The organism is Microbacterium sp., from assembly GCF_052099035.1.
Lineage (GTDB): Bacteria > Actinomycetota > Actinomycetes > Actinomycetales > Microbacteriaceae > Microbacterium.
Map to the genome: position 1 here is coordinate 77,951 of NZ_JBQDSX010000002.1, position 18,806 is coordinate 96,756.

General features: G+C 67.2%; 15 protein-coding genes. 5 read left to right on the plus strand and 10 right to left on the minus strand.

Going from position 1 to position 18,806, the window contains the following annotated elements:
• Nucleotides 1-110: 110 nt before the first annotated feature.
• From ACTIAO_RS01595 to rsmA, 4 genes are all read right to left on the minus strand, one after another.
• Nucleotides 111-1,124, minus strand: coding sequence for a LacI family DNA-binding transcriptional regulator (locus ACTIAO_RS01595; protein WP_441904580.1), 1,014 nt, complete (start codon nucleotides 1,122-1,124; stop codon nucleotides 111-113).
• 73 nt (nucleotides 1,125-1,197) lie between these two features.
• Nucleotides 1,198-2,130 (minus strand): 4-(cytidine 5'-diphospho)-2-C-methyl-D-erythritol kinase, encoded by a 933-nt coding sequence (locus tag ACTIAO_RS01600; RefSeq protein WP_441904581.1) that lies wholly within the window; start codon nucleotides 2,128-2,130, stop codon nucleotides 1,198-1,200.
• Nucleotides 2,131-2,154: 24 nt separating this feature from the next.
• A complete protein-coding gene (mgrA, locus tag ACTIAO_RS01605; RefSeq protein WP_441904582.1) occupies nucleotides 2,155-3,222 on the minus strand; it encodes an L-glyceraldehyde 3-phosphate reductase in 1,068 nt (355 codons plus the stop codon).
• 9 nt (nucleotides 3,223-3,231) lie between these two features.
• The gene (gene rsmA / locus ACTIAO_RS01610; RefSeq protein WP_441904583.1) at nucleotides 3,232-4,080 is read right to left on the minus strand and encodes a 16S rRNA (adenine(1518)-N(6)/adenine(1519)-N(6))-dimethyltransferase RsmA; all 849 of its coding nucleotides are present in this window, start codon (nucleotides 4,078-4,080) and stop codon (nucleotides 3,232-3,234) included.
• A gap of 43 nt (nucleotides 4,081-4,123) precedes the next feature.
• Here rsmA and ACTIAO_RS01615 point away from each other — a divergent pair, with 43 nt between their 5' ends.
• Nucleotides 4,124-4,831 carry a potassium channel family protein gene (locus tag ACTIAO_RS01615; protein WP_441904584.1) on the plus strand — a complete coding sequence of 236 codons (708 nt, stop codon included), beginning with the start codon at nucleotides 4,124-4,126 and terminating at the stop codon, nucleotides 4,829-4,831.
• Nucleotides 4,832-4,845: 14 nt separating this feature from the next.
• Here the strand turns inward: ACTIAO_RS01615 and ACTIAO_RS01620 are convergent, their stop codons facing one another.
• Genes ACTIAO_RS01620 through rsmI form a run of 3 tightly spaced genes read right to left on the minus strand, consistent with a single transcriptional unit; the run spans nucleotide 4,846 to nucleotide 8,187 of the window.
• On the minus strand, nucleotides 4,846-5,721 hold the full coding sequence (locus ACTIAO_RS01620; RefSeq protein ID WP_441904585.1) for a TatD family hydrolase: 876 nt from the start codon (nucleotides 5,719-5,721) through the stop codon (nucleotides 4,846-4,848).
• Nucleotides 5,722-5,759: 38 nt separating this feature from the next.
• Entirely contained in the window at nucleotides 5,760-7,337 is a 1,578-nt protein-coding gene (metG, locus tag ACTIAO_RS01625; protein ID WP_441904586.1) for a methionine--tRNA ligase, read from the minus strand.
• Between the two features lie 10 nt (nucleotides 7,338-7,347).
• Nucleotides 7,348-8,187 carry a 16S rRNA (cytidine(1402)-2'-O)-methyltransferase gene (rsmI, locus tag ACTIAO_RS01630; protein WP_441904587.1) on the minus strand — a complete coding sequence of 280 codons (840 nt, stop codon included), beginning with the start codon at nucleotides 8,185-8,187 and terminating at the stop codon, nucleotides 7,348-7,350.
• A gap of 22 nt (nucleotides 8,188-8,209) precedes the next feature.
• On the opposite strand from rsmI, the gene ACTIAO_RS01635 reads away from it, so the two are divergent.
• Both ACTIAO_RS01635 and ACTIAO_RS01640 read left to right on the plus strand, forming a co-directional pair.
• Nucleotides 8,210-9,760 (plus strand): dolichyl-phosphate-mannose--protein mannosyltransferase, encoded by a 1,551-nt coding sequence (locus ACTIAO_RS01635; RefSeq protein WP_441904588.1) that lies wholly within the window; start codon nucleotides 8,210-8,212, stop codon nucleotides 9,758-9,760.
• A gap of 40 nt (nucleotides 9,761-9,800) precedes the next feature.
• Nucleotides 9,801-10,391 carry an HAD-IA family hydrolase gene (locus ACTIAO_RS01640; protein ID WP_441904589.1) on the plus strand — a complete coding sequence of 197 codons (591 nt, stop codon included), beginning with the start codon at nucleotides 9,801-9,803 and terminating at the stop codon, nucleotides 10,389-10,391.
• A 13-nt stretch (nucleotides 10,392-10,404) separates the two neighbouring features.
• On the opposite strand, the gene ACTIAO_RS01645 is transcribed toward ACTIAO_RS01640, so the two are convergent.
• The 3 genes from ACTIAO_RS01645 to ACTIAO_RS01655 form a co-directional block, all read right to left on the minus strand.
• Complete coding sequence (locus ACTIAO_RS01645) at nucleotides 10,405-12,201, minus strand: thioredoxin domain-containing protein (protein ID WP_441904590.1); 1,797 nt, start codon at nucleotides 12,199-12,201, stop codon at nucleotides 10,405-10,407.
• A gap of 37 nt (nucleotides 12,202-12,238) precedes the next feature.
• Nucleotides 12,239-12,802 (minus strand): FMN reductase, encoded by a 564-nt coding sequence (gene msuE / locus ACTIAO_RS01650; protein WP_441904591.1) that lies wholly within the window; start codon nucleotides 12,800-12,802, stop codon nucleotides 12,239-12,241.
• 90 nt (nucleotides 12,803-12,892) lie between these two features.
• Entirely contained in the window at nucleotides 12,893-13,729 is an 837-nt protein-coding gene (locus ACTIAO_RS01655; RefSeq protein ID WP_441904592.1) for an aldo/keto reductase, read from the minus strand.
• A gap of 52 nt (nucleotides 13,730-13,781) precedes the next feature.
• Here ACTIAO_RS01655 and hrpA point away from each other — a divergent pair, with 52 nt between their 5' ends.
• Together hrpA and ACTIAO_RS01665 are read left to right on the plus strand one after the other, a co-directional pair.
• Entirely contained in the window at nucleotides 13,782-17,831 is a 4,050-nt protein-coding gene (hrpA, locus tag ACTIAO_RS01660) for an ATP-dependent RNA helicase HrpA (RefSeq protein WP_441904593.1), read from the plus strand.
• Nucleotides 17,832-17,840: 9 nt separating this feature from the next.
• Nucleotides 17,841-18,785 carry a quinone oxidoreductase family protein gene (locus ACTIAO_RS01665; RefSeq protein ID WP_441904594.1) on the plus strand — a complete coding sequence of 315 codons (945 nt, stop codon included), beginning with the start codon at nucleotides 17,841-17,843 and terminating at the stop codon, nucleotides 18,783-18,785.
• The last annotated feature ends 21 nt before the right edge of the window (nucleotides 18,786-18,806 follow it).

The following is an 18,806-nucleotide window of genomic DNA, read 5'->3' on the forward strand; positions in this document are numbered from 1 at the left end:
AGTCACTCTCAATGTGACCGTTCACATAAGTCATAATCTTGCGCCGAACATGCCCCGGTGTCAAGTAGGACATCTGGGGCGTTGCGAATCCGAGACCAAACGGTGCGCCGCTACAGCGACGCGCTCGAAGATCGCACGCGCAACTGCGGCACCGCCGGGCCGAATTCCGGCGGCTGCTCGCCACGGATCTCGGCGAGAAGGAGACCGACCGCACGTCGCCCGAGCTCCGGAAAATCCTGATGAACCGTGGTCAACGGCGGCCAGACATGAGCGGCGACCGGGATGTCGTCGAACCCCACCACGCTGACGTCACGGGGGACGTCGATCCCGGCGTCGCGAAAACCATGCAGCAGGCCGATCGCCATGAGGTCGTTCGCAGCGAAGACGGCGGTGAAGTCGCGGCGACGCGCGAGTTCACGGCCCGCGAAATGACCGAAATCAGCGGTCCAATCTCCCCGGATTGGCGGGAATGTCGGCAGATCTGCCTCGCGCAGCGCGTCGAGATAACCGCGCATGCGTGACTCTGCCTCGATCCAGTCCTGCGGGCCGGCCAGGTGCAGGATGTCGGAGTGCCCCAGATCGATCAGGTGCTCGGTGATCACGCGCGCGCCGGCGACCTGATCCGCCGAGAGCGTGAATCCGTCAGAACCGGATGCTGCCTGCAGACTCACCAGCGGGACGCCGACGGCCATTCCTCGTAGCACGTTGAAGACCCGTACCTGCGGCGCGAACGCCACGATGCCGCTGACCTGTTCGCGACCGAGCTGGCGGATGGCCTCCCCGATCGCCTCCGGTGTCGTCTCCGGGAGATTCAGCGTGGTGACCGAGTACCCCTGCTCGCGCGCGGCATCCTCGATGCTCGCGATCGATGACGTGGGACCGAACTCACCCGTTGTCGCCGACAGCACGCCAATCGTGCGCATGCGGCTGGTGACGAGCGCGCGAGCTGCGAGGTTCGGTTTGTAGTCGAGGACCCCGATCGCGTCCTGCACGCGTTTCTTCGTCGTCGGCCGGATGCTGGGGTGGTCGTTCAGAACTCGGGAGACGGTTTGGTGCGAGACTCCCGCAAGGCGTGCGACGTCGCGGATGCTCGGCATTCGAGCACGATCGCCGGAGGCTGCCATCGCAACGCCTCCTTTGCGTGTGCACGGTCACATCTACCTGTCCATTATGTCTCTCAGGCAGGAGTGTGGGAACTCACGCGATGATTCGGGCACCTGCGACGGGGCCGTGCACGTGCAGAGCCTGCCTGCCGGCATCCCGCAGGGCAGCCTGCACATACTCCGCACTGGCGGGTGTTTCGCAGAGAAAAGCGATCGTCGGACCCGATCCTGAAACGATGCCGCTGAGCGCACCGGCATCCAGCCCCGCCTTGATGATCTCATCGAGGGCCGGTCGTGCCAGGAGGGCCGCCGCTTCCAGATCGTTGAACATCGATGCCGCGAGCGAGCGCGGATCCCCCGAGCGCAGCGCCTGCAGCACGGGGATCGGCACATCCAGCGACAGCGGCGGGTCATCGGCGAGGGATCCGGTCTCGGCGCGATGTTCATCGAGGCGCGCGTAGATCTCCGGCGTCGAGAGTCCCTCATCGCTCGTGACGAGCACCCAGTCGAACCGGCCGCGCGCCAATGCCGGGTTCAGCTGATCACCGCGCCCCGTCCCCACTGCTGTCCCTCCGTGCAGGGCGAACGGGACGTCGGCCCCCAACCGTGCGGCGAGTTCGTGGAGCCGCTGCGGTGGGAGCGCCGTACCCCACAGTACGTCGCACGCGACCAGAGCGGCCGCGGCATCCGCTGATCCACCGCCCATCCCGCCGGCAACCGGGACGCTCTTGCGGAGCTCGAGGTGCACGCCGCCGACGAAACCTGTCGCCGCCGCCAACATCTTGGCGGCGCGCATCGCGAGATTCCGGTCATCGACGGGCACGGAATCCGCGTCGTCGACACCGGACACGCTCAGCGTGAAATCGTCGCTCTCCGTGGCGATGACGTCTTCGTAGAGCGAGACGGCCTGGAAAACCGTCGCCAGGGCGTGGTAACCGTCATCATGGCGTCCGCCGACGCCGAGGTAGACGTTGATCTTCCCCGGGGCACGCACGTGCACCGATTCGGGGAACGCCGCGAGGCTCATGGTCAGCTCAGATCGATCAGCGGGTCACAGCGTGGACGAGACTGCCCACAGGTCAACGTCGATTCCGTCCGACAGCGCGTCGATGCGGGCGAGGTCGTCATCCGAGAATGCCGGGCCGTTGACGGCGGCGATGTTCTCGTCGAGCTGTTCCGGCCGGGATGCGCCGATCAGAGCGGACACGACCACTGGATCGCGCAGCGTCCACTGCAGAGCCATCTGCGCAAGCGTCTGCCCGCGGTCCTTCGCGATGTCGTTGAGCCCCCGAAGAATGGCCAGCCCCTCCACGGAGAGCGGCTTGTCAGAGATCGAGCGGCGCTTCTGCGCGCGCTCGGCCGTGCCGTCTTCGAGGTACTTGTCCGTGAGCAGTCCCTGCGCAAGCGGGGTGAACGCGATCGCTCCGAGGCCCTCCGCACGCAGCGTGTCGTTGAGCTCTGGCTCGGTCCAGCGGTTGAGGATCGAGTACGAGGGCTGGTGGATGACCAGCGGCGTACCGAGCTCGCGCGCCGCGGCGACGGCTGCGGCCGTGCGCTCAGCGCTGTACGACGAGATGCCGACATAGAGCGCCTTGCCCTGGCGCACCAGGGTGTCCAGCGCCCCCACCGTCTCTTCGACGGGTGTGACCGGATCGACGCGGTGGGAGTAGAAGATGTCGACGTAGTCGAGGTTCATGCTGGTCAACGACTGCTCGGCGCTGGCCAGGAGGTACTTGCGGCTGCCGAAGTTGCCGTAGGGCCCCGGCCACATGTCCCACCCGGCCTTCGACGAGATGATCAGCTCGTCGCGGTACGGCAGGAAGTCCTCGGCGAAGATACGGCCGAAGTTCTTCTCGGCAGAGCCGTAGGGAGGGCCGTAGTTGTTGGCCAGGTCGAAGTGCGTGATGCCGCGGTCGAACGCGTGACGCAGCAGTGTGCGCTGGTTGTCGAGCGGGATGTTGTCGCCGAAGTTCCACCACAGCCCGAGCGAGATCGGAGGAAGATACAGCCCCGACGTACCGACCTGGCGGTACTCGAACTGCTCGTAGCGATCCGCCTTGGCCACATACGGGCGGTGGATCTCGGGGACATCGGTACGGAAGCGCGGCGTTTCAGTCACATCACCAGATTAGCCGTCCAGCGCCTCGGCGATCCGCACGAAGTCCTCGATCGACAGTTGCTCTCCGCGCGCGGTGGGCGCGACGCCTGCGCGCTCGAGCAGAGCGGATGCCTCCGCAGCGGTCCCACCGAGGACATTCGCGAGCGCCTGCCGGAGCATCTTGCGACGCTGCTGGAACGCAGCATCCACGATTCGAAATGTTCGCTGCCGCAGTTCCTCGCTGCCGCGCGGCTGTGCATCGCGTTCGAAGGCGACGAGCACGCTGTCGATGTTGGGCACCGGCCAGAAGACCTGGCGAGAGACGTTTCCGGCCAGTCGCCAGGATCCGTACCAGGCTGCCTTGACGCTCGGGGCGCCGTATACCTTGCTTCCGGGAGGGGCGGCGAGTCGCTCACCGACTTCGGCCTGCACCATGACGACACCGCGCTGCAGGTGCGGGAAGGTCTCCATGAAGTGCAGCAGCACGGGCACGGAGACGTTGTACGGCAGGTTGGCCACGAGCACGGTCGGGTCGCCCGGGAGCTCGGTCACGCGCAGCGCATCCGCGTCGACGACGGTGAGCGCACCCTCTGCGACCCCATGCTCGGCCGCCGTCTGCGCGAGGCGGGCGGCCAGGCGGTGATCGATCTCGACGGCGGTGACGGATGCTCCGGTCTCGAGAATCGCGAGTGTTAGGGAGCCCAGCCCCGGCCCGACCTCGACGACCCGTTCCCCCGCCTCGACGTGTCCCACGTGCACGATCTTGCGCACGGTGTTCGCGTCGACGACGAAGTTCTGGCCGAGCTTCTTGGTCGGAGTGACGTCGAGCTCGGCGGCCAGGCGGCGGATCTCGGTCGCGCTGAGCAGTGTGACGGTCATCCTGCCATTCTCCCCCATCGCGGTCCCATGCCAGGATCGAGATATGAAACGCAAGCGTGCCGCGAAAGCGAATGGGCTGGATCGTGTGCTCGCGTGGGAAGACCGCACGGCGTGGCCGCTTTTCGCGGGATCCATCGTCTTCCTGGGTGTCCTCACCTGGATCTGGGTGGACGACGGACTGACCTCATCCCAACTGGCCGCGGGTGTGGGCGTCCTGTCGATTCTGTGGGTCTGGTTCCTGATCGACTACCTGATCCGGCTCGGGCTGGCACGCAGAGCACGCGCCCGTTTCGTGCGCACCCGAGCATTCGATCTCGCGAGTCTGCTCCTGCCGTTCCTGCGACCGTTCCTCATCCTCGTCTTCATCTGGCGGCTGCCCGTGTTCCGCCACGGCGGCCCGGCTCTGCAGCGTCTGCGCTACGTGGTCACGACCGTGCTGTTCGCGTTCATGTTCGTCTACACGTCCTCGTACGGAGTGTGGGTACTCGAGCGCAACGCCCCCGGTGCGAGCATCGTGAACTTCGGCGACGCACTGTGGTGGGGCTTCACCACGATCACTACCGTCGGCTACGGCGAGTATGCCCCCGTCACCATTCTCGGTCGCCTTCTGGCGGTCGGCCTCATGATCGGCGGCATCGTCATCATCGGCGTGGTCACGGCGACGCTCATCTCCGATCTGAACGAGCGCATCCGCACCGCCGCGCATCTGTCCCAGAGCGAGAAGCGCGAGAGCGACCCGTCCGATTCCTGAGGGCTCGTCCCGGGTCAGGCGAAGGGCCCGTAGACCAGCAGCGTGTTCTCGGCGATATGAGACGCGAGCTCGTCGACCGGCATATCGAGCTCGGATGCCATGAATCGCAGCGTGTGCGGTATGAGATACGGCGCGTTCGGACGTCCACGCAGCGGCACGGGTGTGAGGAACGGAGCATCCGTTTCCACAAGAATCCGATCGAGCGGGACGACCTGCAATGCGTCACGCAGATTCTGGGCGTTCTTGAATGTGACGTTGCCGGCGAAGGACAGGTAGTACCCGGCATCCGCGCATACCCGTGCCATCGCGTCGCCACCGGAGAAGCAGTGGAACACCGTCTTATCCGGTGCCCCGACGCGGGTCAGGGTCTCGAGCACCTCGTCGTGCGCGTCGCGGTCATGGATCTGCATGGCGATGTCGTGCTTCTTGGCGAGAGCGATGTGCGCTTCGAATGCTTCGAACTGCGCCGTGTGCCCCTCGGGCCCGGTGCGGAAGAAGTCCAGTCCCGTCTCACCGATCGCGCGCGTGCGCGGGTGGGCTGCGAGCTCGTCGATCACGTCGATCGCCTCGTCGAGCTGGCCGGCCTCGGCATAGACGGGCGCGTCGTTCGGGTGAATTGCGACGGCGGCGAGGACACGAGGGTCGGATGCCGCGGCATCCACCGCCCAGCGCGACGACTCGATATCTCCCGACGCCTGCACGACACCGAGGATGCCGACGGCCTCTGCGCGATCGAGTTGCTCAGTGAGGCTCAGCGGCTCATCGCCGTCGAGGATCTCCAGGTGCGCGTGGTTGTCGTACACCGGCACGGTCAGCGGCTCGGGTGCGGCCGGGTAGCGCAGATCCTTGCGGCCCGCACCGGACCGCTCACGGATATATGTGTCTGTCACGTTTCGTCTCGCTCCGCTCGCTCAACGGCCGGCGGGTGTCAAGCCTGCGACTCCACGCGGGGGAACAGCGGCGCGAGAGCGGCCACCGTGGTTCCGGGAGCGAGCTTGCCCCAGGTGCCAGCCTCGCGGATCGGCTGGTCCTGCAAGCCGCCGAGTGTCTCGGCGGCGCCGAGCGCCGACCACAGCTTCTGCGTGGCCTGCGGCATGACCGGTGAGAGCAGCACGGACAGTGCGCGCAAGCCCTCGGCACAGGTGTACAGCACAGTGCCCAGGCGCCCGCGCTTGTCCTCGTCGCGGGCGAGTGCCCATGGCTCGTTCTCGGTGATGTAGCCGTTGAGCGCATCGACGATGGTCCAGATCGAAGCGATCGCCTCATCGATGCGGAAGTTCTCCATCGCGGCATCCGCTGCGGTTTCGGCATCCGCGACGATCTTCTGGATCGCGAGGTCCTGCTCGGTGTAGTCGGCTGGCTCGGGAACGACCCCGTCGAAATACTTCTCGATCATCGCGATGGTGCGCGATGCGAGGTTACCGAACCCGTTGGCGAGCTCTGACTGGTAGCGCGCCGACAGATCTTCCCAGCTGAACGAGCCGTCCTGACCGAACGCGATCGCCGAGAGGAAGTAGTACCGGTAGGCGTCGGAGCCGAACACGTCGGTGATCTCGGTCGGTGCGATGCCGGTGAGCTTCGACTTCGACATCTTCTCTCCGCCGACCAGCAGCCACCCGTGCGCGAAGACTCCCTGGGGGACGTCGAGGCCGGCCGCCATCAGGAGCGCCGGCCAGATCACGGCGTGGAAGCGGAGGATGTCCTTGCCGACGACGTGGTAAGCAGGCCAGCGGCGCTCGAACGTCTCTTCGTCCGAGCCGAACCCCACGGCGGTCGCGTAGTTCAGCAGCGCGTCGACCCACACGTAGATGACGTGCGATTCGTCCCACGGCAGCGGGATGCCCCAGTCGAAGGTCGACCGTGAGATGGAGAGATCCTTCAGGCCCTGGCTCACGAATGAGACGACCTCGTTGCGGGCGGAGTGCGGGCGCACGAAGTCGGGCTGGGTCTTGTACAGCTCGAGCAGGCGATCCTGGAACTCGCTGAGTTTGAAGAAGTAGTTCTTCTCCTGCAGCAGCTCGAGCGGCTTGGAGTGGATCGCGCAGACCTTCAGACCCTCGAACGGCCCGGTGCCGTCGACGATCTCGCTCTCGGGCTTGAACTCTTCGCATCCCACGCAGTACAGCGCCTCGTACTCACCGGCGTAGATGTAGCCCGAGTCGTAGAGTCGCTGGAAGAACACCTGAACGTTCTTCTCGTGCCGCTCCTGCGTGGTGCGGATGAAGTCGTCGTTGGCGACGTCGAGCGTCTCCAGCAGCGGGAACCAGCTCTCGGTGACGAGCTTGTCCACCCACTCCTGCGGGGTGACGCCGTTCGCCGCCGCGGCGCGCAGCATCTTCTGACCGTGCTCGTCCGTGCCCGTCAGCATCCAGGTGTCGTCCCCGGACTGGCGGTGCCAGCGGGCGAGCGTGTCGACCGCCACCGACGTGTACCCGTGGCCGATGTGCGGGACATCGGAGGGGTAGTAGATGGGTGTGGTGATGTAGAAAGATTCGCCTGCGGGCATGCGGTCAATTCTAGGCCGGATCGCGCGGCGGGTTACGTCGAGCGGCGAGGACCTGCTGGTAGAGATCGCGAGAGCTCAACCCCGTCGCCGCGGCGACCTCGGCACAGGCATCTTTCAAGCGCATGCCGGATGCCGTGAGCTGCTGCACCTGGTCGACAGCATCCTCCGCGGATACCTCCCGTTGCGCGGCTCCTTCGACGACGACGACGATCTCGCCTTTGACGCCGGCTTCCGCCCACTCGACGAGCTCGGATGCTGTGCCGCGCCGCACCTCTTCGTAGAACTTGGTCAGCTCGCGGCACACCGCGATGCGGCGATCAGCGCCGAAGGCCGCGCCCATGTCGGCGAGGGATGCTGCCAGCCGTGCCGGCGACTCGAAGAACACCATGGTGCGCTGCTCGGCCGCCAGGTTCTTCACAGTCGTGCGCCGCTCCCCCGGCTTGCGCGGCAGGAAGCCCTCGAACGTGAAGCGATCGGTGGGAAGCCCCGAGATCGCAAGAGCCATCAGCACGGCACTGGGACCAGGGATTGCGGTGACGGTCACACCGGCCTCGACGGCAGCGGCGACCACACCGTATCCGGGGTCGCTGACCGCCGGCATCCCCGCGTCGCTGACGAGGACGGTGTCCTGCTCGGCGGCGAGCGCCACCAGCTCTGCGGCCTTGTGCTTCTCGTTGTGGTCGTGCAGCGCGATCAATCGCGGGCGATTCTGGATCTCGAGCGCTCGCAGTAGGCGCTGCGTCGTGCGGGTGTCTTCGGCGGCAACGATCTCGGCGTTCTCGAGCACCTCGATGAGCCGGCGCGATGCGTCGCCGAGGTTTCCGATCGGGGTCGCCGCGAGGATGATCACCTCTTCAGCTTAGGCTTATGCCGTGTCCGCGCCTGTGCCTCTGCTCCCGCCTCCCGCGGAGCGCCTGACGGCCTGGGGGCGTCTGCGCGACAGCATGCTGCGCGATCCGGAGTGGAGCCGCGTCATCCGCTGGCTCGCCCCGCTCGTGATCACCGCCCTCGCCGCGGTGCTGCGGCTGGCGAACCTCGCCCACCCGGACACCCTCGCGTTCGATGAGACCTATTACGTCAAGGACGCCTGGTCGCTGTGGGCCCTGGGATACGAGGGAACCTGGGGGGACGGCGCGAACGAGGCGTTCCTCACCGGCGACACGAGCGCACTCGGCGATACCGGGGGCTTCGTCGTGCATCCCCCTCTCGGCAAGTGGATCATCGCGCTCGGAATGGGACTGTTCGGAGTCGGCAACAGCGCGGCCTGGCGGCTGATGGTCGCTCTCGTCGGCACCGCGACCGTGCTGCTCGTCTACTTCGTCGCGAAGGCACTCACCCGCTCGATCGTCGCGGCGAGCGTCGCAGGACTCCTGATCGCCATCGATGGGCTGAGCATCGTGATGAGCCGGATCGGGCTGCTCGACGGCATCCTGACCTTCTTCGTCCTGCTCGGTTTCTTCTTCATTCTTCTCGATCGCCGACGATCCATTCCGCTCGTGGAATATGCCGCGGTCGAGACGGAGCAACCGCTCTGGGGGCGCATCATCTGGCGGCGTCCGTGGGTGATCGCCGCAGGCGTAGCACTGGGCGCGGCCACGGCTGTGAAATGGTCGGGGCTGTACGCTCTCGCGGGTTTCGGCATCTATCTCGTCGTCACCGACGCTCTCGCACGGCGCCGTGCCAGCGTCCTGTACTGGCCGATGGATGCTGTCGCGAGACAGGGCGTGGTCTCTTTCCTGTTGCTGGTGCCGGCAGCAACGGTGACCTACCTCGTCTCGTGGACCGGGTGGCTGGTGACCGCCGGCGGCTACGACCGGCAATCGTCGGAGAACCCGTTTGCCGCGCTGTGGAACTACCACGAGGCGATCTACGCGTTCCACGTCGGGCTGAACTCCGGGCATCCCTATGCGAGTCCGGCCTGGGAGTGGCCGTTCCTCATCCGGCCGACGGCCGTGTGGGTCGGCGACGATGCGAGCTGCGCAGCCGATCACTGCATGTCGGTGATCTCCACCGTCCCGAATCCGCTGATCTGGTATGCCGGTGTCGCCGCGTCCATCTATCTGCTGTACCGGTTCGTGCGCGGACTCATCGAACGGCGCCCGATGCCCTGGACCTACGGGCTGCCGCTGGTCGGCCTCGGCGTCACGTACGTGCCGTGGCTGCTTTACCCGGAGCGCACGATCTTCCAGTTCTACACGGTCGTGATGGTGCCGTTCCTCGTGCTCGCCCTCGTGCTCGCGCTACGCGATATCGCCGGGCACCGTGACGACCCGCTGTACCGGCGGCAGGCTGGTGAGCGCACCGTGATGGTCTTCCTCATCGGCGTCGTGCTGGTCTCAGCGTTCTTCTATCCGGTCTGGATTGGCATGAGCGTGCCGTACGATTTCTGGCTCATCCACAACTGGCTGCCGACCTGGGTGTGAGTGCGACCTGGGTGTGAGCGCGACCTGGGATCATTGATTCATGCTCCGAGCAGTGCTCTTCGACCTGGACGGCGTGATCCGGCACTTCGCGACCGACTACATCGCAGCGGTGGAACGGCGTCACGGCATCTCAGCGGGCACCATCGCCCGGTTCGCGTTCGCCGATGACGTGCTCGACCCGGTCATCACCGGAGTGATCACGCGGCACGAATGGATCGACCAGATCGGCGAGCGAGTCGGCAGCATGCAGGCGGCGGCTGAATTCGACCGCACTCCCTCCATCGTCGATCCGGAGATACTCGCCCTCGTGAACGACGTGCACGCAAGCGGACACCGTACGGCGATCCTCACCAACGGCACGGACACCGTGCGGGCCGAGATCGACGCGCTCGGGCTCGCACCGCACTTCGAGCATGTCTTCAACTCAGCGGATATCGGCTTCGCGAAACCCGACGCGCGTGCGTTTCAGCATGCGCTCGACCAGCTCGCGCTGCCTGCCGCCGACGTCCTCTTCACTGACGACTCGGCGAACAACCTTCCGGAGGCTGACGCGTTAGGGATGCCGACGCACCTGTTCCGCGATGCATCCGCGCTGCGCGTCGTACTCCGCGCCCATGGCGTGGACGTGTGACCCCGCGCTGACCTCAGCGCTCGCGCGACAGCTCTGCGGCATCCGAGACGGGAAGCCGGCAGACGAAGGCGCGACAGTCGTATGCTCGCTCGGCGGTGGCGGATTTGCCGGCGAAGAGCTCGAACCCGGCATCCTCGAAGGCCTGTGCCTGAGCGGGCGTCACGACGGCGATGACGTCGGCATCGAGCGCGCGGGATGCTGCGGCCAGCGCCCCCACGCGGTCATCGGTCACCACGACGACCTGACGCGGCGGCTCTGCGAGACCGGCCGCGACGCCGAGGAGAGTCCCGTGCCCGAACGGATGCTGCAGAGCAGATGCCGCAACCGCGCCGACCTGTTCCTGCGCAGCGGCGCGGTACTTCTCGCCGGCACCGAGACGCCACGCAGTAAGCGCGGCAGCGGCGAGGGCAGCCACCCCGGAAGGCAGGTCGCCGTCGGTGTGATCCGGAGCAGATGCCACACCCTGCGCCGACAGCACAGGATCCGCCTCGGCACCGAAGGCGAGCACCTCGTCGAGGATCGCGCGTGCCTGCTCGGCCCACGACACATCGCCCGTGGCGACGGCGAGCGCGAACAGTCCGTCGGCGAACAGCCCCAGATCGGCGAGCGGCGCCACCGCGGTCGAGGCAACGCCGTCGAGCGAGGACCGCACGAGGCGGCCTTCGGGTGCGCGGTTCACGCGCATGACGAAGCTCGCAGCGTCAGCGGCTGCTGTGATCCACGGCTGTTCGCCGAGGGCCGCCCCTGCCCGTGCGAGGGCGGCGATCGCCAGGCCGTTCCATGCGGTGATCACCTTGCCGTCCACTGCGGGCGATTCGAGAGCTGAGCGGTCGGAAGCGAGGTAGAAGCCGCCTTCGCTGCGTTGACCGCCGATGAGCGACTCGGAGTCCTGTGCGGCGCCGAATCCGCCTCCGTCGAGGCGCAGCACGCCCAGCAGGAACCGGGCGATCCCCCGAGCCGTCGATTCGTCCCCGGCCCGCACGGCGGTATCGAACAACTGCGCGTTGTCGGTCAGCATCCGCTCGTAGTGCGGAACGGTCCAGTCGCGCTGGGTCGCATACCGGAAGAACCCGCCGTCGGCGTCTCGCAGGTCAGAGCCCGCCATGGCGGCGAGTGCACGATCGGCGGCTGCCGCGGCATCCGGTGCCTCGCGACGCACCAGAGTGTGCTGCAGGAAGCCGAGGGTCGTCGCCACCGGAAACTTCGGCGCTCCGCCGAAGCCGCCGAACATCTTGTCTTCGCGTGCTGCGATGGACTCGGCCGCCGCGACCAGCGCGCTGCCTGAGGGCAGGTCGGTGGGCGCGATGACGGCAGCCTCCGCGAGGGCATCGGCGACGGCATCCGCCGACTCGACGGCCTGCTCGCGGCGCAGCGTCCAAGCTTCTTGCACCGCGGCGAGTACGTCCCGGAAGGCCGGCATCTGCCCCTGCGCCTGTGGCGGCCAGTACGTGCCGGCGTAGAACGCGCGACCCTGGGGCGTCGCGAAGATCGTCAGCGGCCAGCCGAGGTTCTGCGTGAACGCGGAGGCTGCCGCCATGTACGCGCCATCGACATCCGGATGCTCCTCGCGATCGATCTTGACGGCGACGAAGTTCGCGTTGATGAGGGCCGCGATCTCGGGAGAGGAGAACGACTCCCGGGCCATCACATGGCACCAGTGGCAGGTGGAATAGCCGATCGAGATGAGCAACGGCACGTCTCGGCGCTGCGCTTCGGTGAAGGCATCCGTTCCCCACGGCTGCCAATCGACGGGGTTGTCAGCGTGCGCACGCAGGTACGGGCTGAGCGTGCCGGCGAGGCGGTTGGTCATGCCCTCACGCTACGCCGAATCCCCAAGGGTCTCGAGGTCAGACGAGGGCGTCGGCCGAACGCGATGCCGCATAGCCCACCAGGGGCAGAGCGCGATCCGCGGCGAGGGCGATCCGCGTGGCGAGGACCTCGGACGCCACCTGATACCCATCGAAATCCGTGTTGCTGGCGTACACGCCCACCGGCAGCGTGAGCGCCTGGAAGAACGCGAACAACGGGCGCAGCTGGTGCTCGATGATCAGCGCGTGGCGCTCACCGCCGCCGGTGGCTGCGAGCAGCACGGGCTTGCCGACGAGCGCGTACTGACCGACGAAATCAAACAGGTGCTTGAACAGCCCGGTGAACGATGCCCGGTAGACGGGGCTGCCGACGATCAGCAGATCCGCCTGCTCGATCGCGATGAGCTGATCCTCGACGTGCACCGGAAGGTCTTCCCGCCGCAGCGCACCGGCGAGGGATGGCCCGATCTCGGTGAGTTCGATCAGCTGCACCTCGGCGTCAGCGCGGTCGGCGACAGCATCCGCGATCGCACGAACCAGAGCGGTCGTCTTGCTGGGCTCGTGGAGTGAGCCGGAGACGGCGACGATGCGATAGGAGGTCATACGGTGACGCTAGCGATGATGACGCCCCGCGGCGCACGGAGCGACACGGGGCGTCATCGAACGCAATGCAGCGTCTCAGAACCGGATGGTTCAGTTGAGCTCCTCCGGGTGCGTTCCCACGCGACCCGATCCGTCCTGGGGGTCCAGCGCATCGATCGCGGACAGCTCCGTGTCGGTGAGCGTGAAGTCGAATACGTCGAGGTTCTCGCGCAGCCGCTCGATGCGCACCGACTTGGGGAAGACAATGTTCCCCTTCTGCAGGTGCCAGCCGATGACGATCTGCGCGGGTGTCTTGCCGTGCGCTGTCGCGGCGTCTGCGACTGCAGGGGTGCCGAACAGGTCGTACTTGCCCTGGCCGAGCGGACCCCAGGCTTCGATGCGGATGCCGTGGTCGGCAGCCCACGTGGTGACCTCGCGCTGCTGGTAGGCGGGGTGCAGTTCGATCTGGTTCACGGCCGGCGTGACGCCCGTCTCGGCGACGATGCGCTCGAGGTGCGGCACCAGGTGATTCGAGACGCCGATGCTGCGGGTGAGGCCCTGCTCGCGCAGTTCGACGAGCTTCGCGAACGCGTGGACGTAGTTGTCCTTCGCGGGCGTCGGCCAGTGCACGAGGTAGAGGTCGACCTGTTCGAGACCGAGCTTTTCCAGGCTCTCCGCGATCGCCTTATTCGGCTCATCGCCGTCATGGCGGTCGTTCCAGAGCTTCGTCGTGATGAAGAGCTCGTCGCGCGCGATGCCGCTCTTCGCGATCGCCGCTCCGACGCCCGCTTCATTGCCGTAGATCGCGGCCGTGTCGATGTGGCGGTAGCCGACCTCGAGGGCGTCGCTCACCGTGCGCTCCGTGTCGGCCGGGTCGACCTTGAAGACGCCGCAGCCGAGCTGAGGAATCGTGTGACCGTCGTTGAGAGTGATGAGGGGAATCGTCATCTGGCCAGTTTACGACCGGTGGTGACCGGTGCTCGTCATACGATGGAGGGCTATGTCTTCTGCCGAGCTCGTCATCACGTACCCTCCGGAACTGCCCGTCAGCGCCGCGCGGGACGAGATCGCTGACGCCATCCGCGACAATCAGGTCGTCGTGATCGCCGGCGCGACCGGCTCGGGGAAGACGACGCAGCTGCCGAAGATCTGCCTCGAGCTCGGACGCACGAACATCGCGCACACCCAGCCCCGGCGCCTCGCTGCGCGCACCATCGCCGAACGCATCGCGGAAGAGCTCGACGTCGAGCTCGGCGGACTCGTCGGCTACAAGGTGCGCTTCACCGATCAGGTCTCGGCCGAGACGAAGATCGCGCTGATGACCGACGGCATCCTGCTCAACGAGATCCATCGGGATCGGCTGCTGCGCCGCTACGACACGATCATCATCGACGAGGCGCACGAGCGGTCGCTGAACGTCGACTTCCTGCTCGGCTACCTCACCCGCATCCTGCCCGAGCGCCCGGATCTCAAGGTCATCATCACCTCGGCGACGATCGACCCGGTCAGCTTCGCGAAGCACCTCGCTTCTGCGGACGAGACTCCCGCGCCGGTCATCGAGGTGTCCGGGCGCACATTCCCGGTCGAGATCCGGTATCGAGGCCCGGCCGAGGACGACGAGGCGGATGCCGAAGACGAAGTGTCGGCGATCGTCACGGCGCTGCACGAACTCGACCGCGAGGCCGCGGGAGACGTGCTCGTCTTCATGCCCGGCGAGGCCGAGATCCGGGATGCCGCGGATGCCGTCCGCGCGGCATACGCCTCGAGCAAGGCCCCCGTCGAGGTGCTGCCGCTGTACGGCCGTCTGTCTGCCGCCGAGCAGCACCGTGTGTTCGAGAAGAGCCGGGTCGCCGGCGTCCATCGCCGCATCGTGCTCGCCACGAACGTCGCGGAGACGAGCCTCACGGTCCCCGGCATCAAGTACGTCATCGACACGGGCACCGCACGCATCTCGCGCTACAGCAATCGCTCGAAGGTGCAACGGCTGCCGATCGAGGCGATCTCACAGGCCTCCGCCAATCAGCGTTCGGGGCGCGCCGGCCGCACCAGCGACGGCATAGCGATCCGCCTGTACTCGGAGGAGGACTTCGACAAGAGGGCGGAGTTCACCGAGCCCGAGATCCTGCGCACCTCGCTCGCATCGGTCGTGCTGCAGATGCTGTCGCTCGGATTCGGCGACATCACCGCCTTCCCGTTCCTCACCCCGCCCGACTCGCGCGGCATCAAGGCTGCGTTCGACCTGCTCACCGAGCTCGGGGCCGTCGATGGCACCCGACTCACGAAGATCGGGCGCGACATCTCTCGGATGCCGATCGACCCCCGATTTGCGCGGATGCTCGTGGAATCGCAGCACGCCGGCGTGGTCGACGAGGTCCTCGCGATCGTCGCGGGAATGACGATTCAGGATGTCCGTGAGCGCCCGTCGCAGGACGCGCCGCAGGGCGTGCGGGATGCTGCCGACCGCATGCATGCGCGTTTCACCGACCCGACCAGCGACTTCCTCGCGATCCTGAACCTCTGGAACCATCTGCGCGAGCAGCAGCGCGAGCTCGGCTCCAGCGCGTTCCGGCGCCTGTGCCGGTCCGAGTACCTGAACTACGTGCGGGTGCGCGAGTGGTTCGACGTGCATCGCCAGCTCCGCTCCCTCGTGAAGACCCCCAAAACACCCCGCGGGACGTTGAGCGAGCGCAGCTCACCTCGCGGGACGTTGACCGAACGCAGTTCCCCCCGCGGGACGTTGAGCGACACTTCGACTCGCTCGCGCTCGCTCAGTGCGGGTCTCCGCGAGACGAAACGGGTTGAGCGAGCGCAGCGAGACGAAACCGCTAACACCCCGCGCGACGGCCACGCGAACGCCGACGCCATCCACCGCGCGCTCCTTTCCGGACTCCTCTCCCAGATCGGCATCCTCGACGAGCGGAACACGAAGACGCCACCGAAGGGCCAGTCGAAGACCCAGAAGGATCCGAAGCGCCGTATCGCCGAGTACCGCGGGGCTCGCGGCATCCGCTTCTCGATCTTCCCCGGGTCGGGCCTGCGCAAGCAGAGCCCGCGCGCGGTGATGGCCGCCGAGATCGTCGAGACCTCCCGCACGTTCGCCCGCACTGTCGCCGCGATCGACCCGGCCTGGGCGGAGTCGCTCGCCGGCGACCTCGCCAAGCGTCAGGTCACCGAGCCGCACTGGTCGAAGGATGCCGGCGCGGCGGTCGCCTACGAGAAGGTGACGCTATTCGGGGTGGAGATCATCCCCCGTCGGCGCATCCAATTCGCCCGAATCGACCGTGCGGCCGCGCGTGAACTGTTCGTGCGGCACGCGCTCGTCGAAGGCGAGTGGGATCCGGGGTGCATCGACAAGCGGGTCAGTGCGTTCTGGCGCAGCAACGGCGAGCTGCGTCGGCGTCTAGAGAAGCTCGAGGAACGCGAACGGCGCCGCGACATCCTCGCCGGCGACGAGGAGATCTTCCACTTCTACGACGAGCGCATCCCCGCTGATGTGTTCGACGTGCGCTCCTTCGAGAAGTGGTGGCGCGAGGCGCTCCAGCAGACGCCGAAACTCCTCGTCATGCGCGAGAGCGACCTCATCGACGACGACCAGCGCGCCGACCAGAACGAGTTCCCGACCCGGTGGGCGCAGGGTGATCAGGTCCTCGGACTCGCCTACCGGTTCGAGCCCGGCGCGCCCGATGACGGCGTGAGTGTCGTCGTGCCGCTTGCGCTGCTGGCGCAGATCGAGGATGCCGGATTCGACTGGCAGGTTCCAGGCCTGCGCGCCGACCTCGTCACAGCGCTGCTGCGCGCTCTGCCGAAGGCGATCCGACGGCACGTGGTCCCTGCCGCCGACTGGGCCGACAAGTTCGGCGAGGCCCTGGCCGAGCAAGGGCCGGAAGGTCATGCCGGGCGACCGGAGCGCTCGCTGAAGGAGGCACTTGCGCGACTCATCCAGCCCCTCGCGAACCAGCCGGTCTCCGCTGCGGATTTCGATGATGAGCGCGTGCCCGGGCACCTGCGCATGAACTTCCGCGCCGTCGACGAGCGCGGTCGCGTGGCCGGGTCTGCACGCGACCTCACCGAACTGCAGCGCGAGCTGTCGGATCGCGCACGGGCGAGCGTCGCGCGGTCGATCTCGCGGCCGGTGAAGGCACGTACGAGTGCTGACGTGAACGCGGTGGCCGCGGCATCCGTCCGCACCTCTCTCGAACAGGACGATCTGACGGACTGGACGTTCGGCGACCTTCCGGAAGTACTCGATACGAAGGTCGCCGGCGGAGTCGTGCGCGGTTACCCGGCGATCGTCGATCGCGGCAAGACGGTCTCGGTGCGCCTCGAAGCGACCGCGGATGCTGCGGAGCGCGCGACCCGTGACGGCGTGCTGCGGCTGGTGCTGCTGAACGTGCCCTCCCCCGCGTCCTACGTGCAGCAGCACTTGACATCACCGGAGAAGCTCGCCCTTGCGGCGTCGCCGTATCCATCGGTCGCCGCCCTCATCGAGGATGCCCGCACCGCTGTGGTCCGCGCATCGCTGCCCACGCACGTCATCCGCACCCGGGCCGAGTACGAGCGGGCGCGGGATGGCGTGAATGCCACGCTCGTCGAGGAGCTGTTCCAGACCGTCTCGCTGGTCGCCCGCATCCTGACGAAGTCGCGCGAGGTCGAACGCGGCATCAAGTCGGCGAACTCGCTCGCGCTGCTCGGACCGTTGAACGATATCCGTACGCAGTTGGGCGCCCTGCTGCATCCGGGGTTCATCTCGGCCGCTGGTACGCAACGCCTTGCGCACCTGCCTCGGTACTTGGATGGCATGCTCGATCGCCTGAAGACACTTGCCAGCGAGCCGGGTAAGGACCGTACCCGGATGACCGAGTACGAGCGCGTCGCCGAGGTATTCGCGGATGCCGGCGGCACGATCCCGCTGCCGGCGGATGCTGCGCCCAGGCTCGTGGAGGTGCGCTGGCTGCTGGAGGAGTTCCGGGTCAGCGTGTTCGCGCAACGGCTCGGCACTGCGCAGCCCGTCTCGCCGCAGCGCATCCTGAAGGCACTAAAGGACGGGTAGCCTGGCGGCATGGCTCGCGCGATCGTCTACACAGAATTCGGCTCTCCCGACGTCCTCCACCTCATGGAGATCCCCGACCCGGTCGCCGGCCCCGGCGAAGTCGTGGTCCGGATCGAGGCGGCGGGAGTCAACCCGCTGGATGCCAAGCGGCGCAGCGGCAAGCGCCCCTCAGCTCCGATCACAGAGCCCCGCCGCGTCGGTTTCGACGGTGCGGGCGTGATCGATTCCCTCGGCCAGGGCGTCACCGGCTTCGCCGTCGGCGACCGGGTCGCGGTCGGCGATACCGTCGGCACCTATGCGACGCATCTCGCGGTCGCGGTCGAGGACCTCAATGAGCTGCCGGATGCTGTGACCGCTGCTGAAGCCGCCGCCCTCCCGATCCCCGTGGGCACCGCGTATCAATGCGTGCGATCGCTCGAGGTCGGTGAGGACGACATCCTGCTCGTGCATGCCGGATCGGGGTCGGTCGGGCAGGCCGCGATCCAATTCGCAATCGCACAGGGCGCGAAGGTCGTCGCCACCGGGAGCCCTGCGCGTCATGAGCAGCTGCGCGAACTCGGCGCGATCCCGGTCGCCTACGGTGAGGGTCTCGCCGATCGTGTGCGCGCGGCCGTCGACGGCGAAGTCACCGTCGCTCTCGACTGCGCGGGCACGGATGAAGCGATCGAGACTTCACTCGAGCTCGTCGCCGATCACAACCGCATCGCGACCATCGTGCGCGGACCGGATGCCGCGAGCTTCGGCATCCGCGCCTTCAGCGGTGGTTCTCCCGAACCACTCACCGACCAGGAGCTCGCGTGGCGTGCAGAGGCCGTCGCCGTCGCGATCGATCTCATCGCGCGCGGTGACTTCCAGGTCGAGTTGGGCGCCGAGCTTCCGCTGAGCGAGGCAGCCCAGGCTCACCGCCTGATCGAGGCGCACCAGGCGCAGGGCAAGATCACGCTCGTGCCGTAAGATTCCGACTGCCCCGCTCCT

Bases quoted from the DNA above. Each gene is read 5' to 3' on its own strand.
- metG (WP_441904586.1), bottom strand. From the start codon at position 7,337: ATGCCCGCAGGCGAATCTTTCTACATCACCACACCCATCTACTACCCC.
- msuE (WP_441904591.1), bottom strand. From the start codon at position 12,802: ATGACCTCCTATCGCATCGTCGCCGTCTCCGGCTCACTCCACGAGCCC.
- ACTIAO_RS01645 (WP_441904590.1), bottom strand. From the start codon at position 12,201: ATGACCAACCGCCTCGCCGGCACGCTCAGCCCGTACCTGCGTGCGCAC.
- ACTIAO_RS01640 (WP_441904589.1), top strand. From the start codon at position 9,801: ATGCTCCGAGCAGTGCTCTTCGACCTGGACGGCGTGATCCGGCACTTC.
- ACTIAO_RS01665 (WP_441904594.1), top strand. From the start codon at position 17,841: ATGGCTCGCGCGATCGTCTACACAGAATTCGGCTCTCCCGACGTCCTC.
- rsmA (WP_441904583.1), bottom strand. From the start codon at position 4,080: ATGACCGTCACACTGCTCAGCGCGACCGAGATCCGCCGCCTGGCCGCC.
- ACTIAO_RS01595 (WP_441904580.1), bottom strand. From the start codon at position 1,124: ATGGCAGCCTCCGGCGATCGTGCTCGAATGCCGAGCATCCGCGACGTC.
- ACTIAO_RS01600 (WP_441904581.1), bottom strand. From the start codon at position 2,130: ATGAGCCTCGCGGCGTTCCCCGAATCGGTGCACGTGCGTGCCCCGGGG.
- ACTIAO_RS01615 (WP_441904584.1), top strand. From the start codon at position 4,124: ATGAAACGCAAGCGTGCCGCGAAAGCGAATGGGCTGGATCGTGTGCTC.
- ACTIAO_RS01655 (WP_441904592.1), bottom strand. From the start codon at position 13,729: ATGACGATTCCCCTCATCACTCTCAACGACGGTCACACGATTCCTCAG.
- hrpA (WP_441904593.1), top strand. From the start codon at position 13,782: ATGTCTTCTGCCGAGCTCGTCATCACGTACCCTCCGGAACTGCCCGTC.